Origin of the sequence: Klebsiella sp. HN106 (assembly GCF_051209435.1) — a bacterium.
GTDB lineage: Bacteria > Pseudomonadota > Gammaproteobacteria > Enterobacterales > Enterobacteriaceae > Klebsiella > Klebsiella oxytoca.
Map to the genome: position 1 here is coordinate 1 of NZ_JBLURD010000119.1, position 405 is coordinate 405.

The following is a 405-nucleotide window of genomic DNA, read 5'->3' on the forward strand; positions in this document are numbered from 1 at the left end:
TGCAACACATTGACTGGGTGATAAACCAGCTGGAACAGCATTATCGCTTTATCGCCGACGAAGGCGGCCTGTTTTACGATAACGAAGGGAAATCGCAGCAGGCGCTGCTCAGCAGCTATGCGCAGAAGCGGCAGCAGGCGCAGCAGTACATGTTGAAGGCCACCGCCGCGAAGGATTAACGGCGCTCGCGTCCCTGCTTCTGCTTCGCCTGGTACATCAGGCGGTCAGCGGTGGCCACCAGCGCGTTGAGACTGGGATGGCTGGCGGGATCGTATTCGACGCAGCCCCAGGAGAACGCCAGCTGCCAGGGATTGGCCGCCTGCTGGTTGAAACGCGCCACGTTGTGGCTGAGCGTCTCCATCGCCGTCGCGGCATCGTGGCGGCTGGTATTGGCGAACAGAATGA

Annotated in this window: 1 protein-coding gene and 1 pseudogene; one reads left to right on the forward strand and one right to left on the reverse strand. The window is 60.7% G+C overall.

What is annotated here, in order from left to right; all coding sequences use genetic code 11:
• Positions 1-179, forward strand: a pseudogene (locus ACSIPU_RS30590) (phosphotransferase); the annotation flags it as partial.
• Here ACSIPU_RS30590 and ACSIPU_RS30595 read toward each other — a convergent pair.
• A partial coding sequence (locus ACSIPU_RS30595; protein ID WP_141401921.1) for a diguanylate cyclase domain-containing protein occupies positions 176-405 on the reverse strand: 230 nt, incomplete at its 5' end. The pseudogene ACSIPU_RS30590 and the gene ACSIPU_RS30595 sit on opposite strands and share 4 nt — an antisense overlap.